Genomic DNA, 4,024 nt, shown 5'->3' on the forward strand with positions numbered 1-4,024 from the left:
GCACATCGAGCGCGACGGCGACCGCCGCTGGCTCGTCGTCGATGGCCGGACGCCCGAGCAGCTGTGGCCGATCCTGAAGGAGTTCTGGCAGGAGAACGGCTTCTCGCTGAAGACCGATGCACCGTCGACGGGCATCATGGCCACCGACTGGGCCGAAAACCGCGCGAACATCCCCGACGACTGGTTCCGCCGCACGATCGGCAAGGTCATCGATTTCGCCTACTCGTCCGGCACGCGTGACCGCTTCCGTACGCTCGTGAACCGCACGTCGGACGGCAACACCGACATCTCGATCACGCACAGCGCGATGGAGGAAATGATGGTCGGCCCGCAGGGCGGCACGTCGTCGCGCTGGGAAGAGCGTCCGCGTAACCCCGTGCTCGAAGCGGTGTTCCTGTCGAAGCTGATGCAGAAGTTCGGCCTGACCGATGCGCAGGCGAAGCAACTGCTGACCGATGCACGTCCCGCGACGGCGCCGGCGCAGGTCAGCGACACGAGCAGCGGTGGGGCGACGCTGCAACTGGCCGAGTCGTTCGACCGCGCATGGCTGCGTGTGGGCCTGGCGCTCGACCGCACCAACTTCGCGGTCGACAATCGCGACCGCGAGAAGGGTGTGTACACCGTGCGCTATGCGAACACGATGGAAGAGCTCAAGCGCGACGGCCTGTTCGGCAAGCTGTTCTACGGTGGCCCGTCGGCCGCGAAGCCGGGCAAGGAGTACCTCGTCAACGTGCGCGCACAGGGCAATGGCAGCACGCAGGTCGCGGTGGTCGGCGCAAACGGCCAGGTCGACAACTCGTCGGACGCGCAACGGATCATTTCGCTGCTCCACGCGCAGCTGAACTAAGCGCGTGCGATTCTCCAGCCTCGGAAGCGGCAGCGAAGGCAACGCGCTGGTCGTCGAGGCCTCGAGCGGCACGACGACCACCCGCGTGCTGCTCGACTGCGGCTTTTCTGCCAAGGAGGTCGAGCGCCGGCTCGGCCGACTGAATCTCTGCATCGGCGATCTCGATGCGATCCTCATTACCCACGAACACAGCGACCACGTCGGCAGTGCGCTGACGCTCGCCCGCCGCGGATCGCTGCCGCTCTACATGAGCTGGGGTACCGCACGCGCGGTCGGTGCGGACGAGGCCGATGTCGATCTCCACGTGCTGTGGGGCGACGAGACGGCCGCAATCCGCGATCTGGCCGTGATGCCCTATACGGTCCCTCACGATGCGCGTGAACCGCTCCAGTTCGTCTTTATGGACGGCGCCAGCCGGCTCGGCGTGCTGACGGACGTCGGGATGGCCACGCCGCACATTACGGCCGTCCTGAGCGGCTGTGACGCGCTGGTGCTCGAATCCAACCACGACACCGCGATGCTGGCCGGGAGTCGCTATCCGCAGTCGCTGAAGGCACGCATTGGTGGCAACCACGGCCACCTGAGCAACGACGCGGCGGCGGATATCCTCGCGTCGCTGGAACGCAGCCGCCTCAAGCACCTGGTCGCGGCGCACCTGAGCCAGCAGAACAACCTGCCGGAGCTGGTCCGCCAGGCGTTTGGCGGTGTACTGGGGACGAGCGGGGAAGAAGTGGTCGTGGCCACCCAGGACGCGGGCTTCGACTGGCTGGCGCTCGGATGAGCGGGGCAGGGCCGCTGCGGCGGCCCGGTGCGACTGCCGTGAGACACGCGCGAAAACGGCAGACGTAAAAAAACCGGCCCTCGGGCCGGTTTTTTTTCAGCTGACGCTGAGGCTTACTGGCTTGCGCCCGAAGCCGGAGCAGCCGTCGCTGCCGAAGCAGCCGACGCCACTGCAGCAGCAGCGTCGCTCGCAGCAGCCGTTGCCGACGAAGCAGCAGCCGAAGCGTCGCTCGCAGCACCAGCAACTGCCGAAGCAGCCGTCGAAGCAGCAGCAGCTGCGTCGCTTGCAGCCGACGAAGCAGCTTGATCAGCGCTCTTGTTGCAAGCAGCCAGTGCAACAGCAGCCAACAGGGAAGCTACGAGGAGGGATTTCTTCATGATCACGTCCTTTTATGGTTAAAGGTAAGCAACAGCGCGAAACAATACCGGTAATGTGCTCCAACACCGACCTGGGCCGCTGGTGGAGATGCACTTCTAGAGCGTGAATCTTCCCTACGGCTTGGGCGGAAATTATATGCACTTTCCTATCGACCGTCGACAAATGCGGGGTCAATACGTTGTCTTTCCCATACAGAATTTGATCCGTATGGGCGTACGGGGCGACTCACACTAATTCCGGTCTCCGACCCGTATCCAGCCCGCACGATACCACTCGTGCAACAAGGCTGTCATTGAGGGAACCCGGGATAGTGTTACAAACCGTTTCGCCTCCATCTGGCGTTGATTGGCCAGTTCGGGCAGCCATTCGCTGGCTTGCTCGAGCGGTCCTTCTTCACCATTAATGAAGTACGAGCGCGCGTTATACATCAATGCGGCCCTTCTGTCGAGACACACGCCACGACGTGACGCTTGCGTGACGAACGCATCTTCGGACAGCGGGCGCGCGGGCGGGTCGAAAACGACGTTCGGCTTGGGCTCGCTCAGGTAGCAACCGAGGAACTCGGCAACGTCGCGCTTGCGCCAGCGGATCGCGTCGACGATCTCGGCAACGCGCTCGACCATCGCCGGAGGCAGCTGCGCGGGCGTGTCGACGGCCGGCTGCTTCGGATCGCGGTAGAGGTCATCGCCGCATTCGTCACGCAGGCCACCACGCTCCGCGAGATAGTACAGGAACTGGGCGCCCAGTTCGCCGGCGGACGGCGCCCGGAAGCCGATCGAGCAGGTCATGCATTCGCCTTCGGCCACGCCGTCGTGCGCGATGTGCGGCGGCAGGTAGAGCATGTCGCCGGGCTCCAGCACCCATTCGTCGCTCGGTTCGAAGTTTTCGAGGATCTTCAGCGGCACGTCCGGCTGCAGCGACAGGTCCTTCTGTGCACCGACGCGCCAGCGGCGCCGGCCTTCGACCTGCAGCAGGAAGACGTCGTACGAATCGAAATGCGGGCCGACGCCGCCGCCGTCCGTCGCATACGAGATCATCAGGTCGTCCAGGCGTGCGTCGGGGATGAAGCGGAAGCGATCGAGCAGCGCGCGCGCCGCATCGACGTGCAGGTCGAGCCCCTGCACGAGCAGGGTCCAGGCCTTGCGCGTGACGGCAGGCAGCGCGTCGGGCTCGAACGGGCCGTGAGCAAGTTGCCACTTGTTACGAAAATGGGTGATCAGTCGCGATTCCGCGTCATAGTCCGCTGCGAGCTCGAACAGAGCGTCGCGCGAGACCGGTGAAGCGACGCCGGGGATCGCCTGGCGGATCAGCAGCGGCTTTTTCTGCCAGCAGCCGCGCATGAATTGCGCCGGCGTAAGACCGCCGAGCAGCGGTGTGGGAAGATCGGAAGGCGGCGCGCCGAGCGGGGCGGCAGCGGCATCCCGCGGTTCGGCTTGAGACCGGTTGCGCATCGTATAATGAGAGTTGTATTTGGGAGAATTGGATGAAAATCGCAAAAAACACCGTCGTGTCGGTCACTTACAAGCTGTCGGATGCACAGGGCAATCTGATCGAGGAAAGCGACGAGCCGATGGTCTATCTGCACGGCGGCTATGATGGCACGTTCCCCAAGATCGAGGAACAGCTCGACGGGCATGAGCCGGGTTACGAGGCGGAGGTTCAGCTCGAGCCGCAGGACGCGTTCGGCGACTACGATCCCGAGCTCGTGAAGATCGAGCCGCGCGATCGTTTTCCCGAGCCGCTCGAAGTGGGTATGCAGTTCGAAGGCACGCCGGAAGACGGCGACGAGGAAGTCGATTCGCTGATCTACACGGTCACCGACATCGCCGAAGACAAGGTCGTGCTCGACGGCAACCACCCGCTGGCAGGCATGGCGTTGCGTTTCGCACTCACCGTGAAGGACGTTCGCGAAGCAACCGAAGACGAAATCGAGCATGAGCACGCGCATGGCGCGGAAGGGCTCGAGATCGTCGACGAGGACGAAGACGAAGACGGCGAAGCACCGTCAGGGCGCACCC

At 64.3% G+C, this 4,024-nt stretch carries 5 protein-coding genes; 3 read left to right on the plus strand and 2 right to left on the minus strand.

The window, feature by feature from the left end:
* On the plus strand, positions 1 to 847 hold an 847-nt coding region (gene bamC, locus JYJ84_RS30290), incomplete at its 5' end, for an outer membrane protein assembly factor BamC (RefSeq protein WP_205170545.1).
* A gap of 4 nt (positions 848 to 851) precedes the next feature.
* Entirely contained in the window at positions 852 to 1,628 is a 777-nt protein-coding gene (locus tag JYJ84_RS30295; protein WP_122945764.1) for an MBL fold metallo-hydrolase, read from the plus strand.
* Between the two features lie 306 nt (positions 1,629 to 1,934).
* Here the strand turns inward: JYJ84_RS30295 and JYJ84_RS38410 are convergent, their stop codons facing one another.
* Together JYJ84_RS38410 and JYJ84_RS30300 are read right to left on the minus strand one after the other, a co-directional pair.
* Positions 1,935 to 2,180, minus strand: coding sequence for a hypothetical protein (locus JYJ84_RS38410; protein ID WP_075122947.1), 246 nt, complete (start codon positions 2,178 to 2,180; stop codon positions 1,935 to 1,937).
* 56 nt (positions 2,181 to 2,236) lie between these two features.
* A complete protein-coding gene (locus tag JYJ84_RS30300) occupies positions 2,237 to 3,457 on the minus strand; it encodes a cupin domain-containing protein (protein WP_175222648.1) in 1,221 nt (406 codons plus the stop codon).
* A 32-nt stretch (positions 3,458 to 3,489) separates the two neighbouring features.
* Between JYJ84_RS30300 and JYJ84_RS30305 the strand changes: the two genes are divergently transcribed.
* Positions 3,490 to 4,024 (plus strand): peptidylprolyl isomerase (locus JYJ84_RS30305; RefSeq protein WP_205189867.1); only part of this gene is annotated, 535 nt, incomplete at its 3' end.

It is taken from the genome of Burkholderia sp. LMG 13014 (assembly GCF_905232215.1).
In the GTDB taxonomy this organism is placed as follows: Bacteria; Pseudomonadota; Gammaproteobacteria; order Burkholderiales; family Burkholderiaceae; genus Burkholderia.

What these genes read in the sequence shown, in the direction of transcription:
- JYJ84_RS30300 (WP_175222648.1), bottom strand. Translation starts at nt 3,457, where the DNA reads ATGCGCAACCGGTCTCAAGCCGAACCGCGGGATGCCGCTGCCGCCCCG.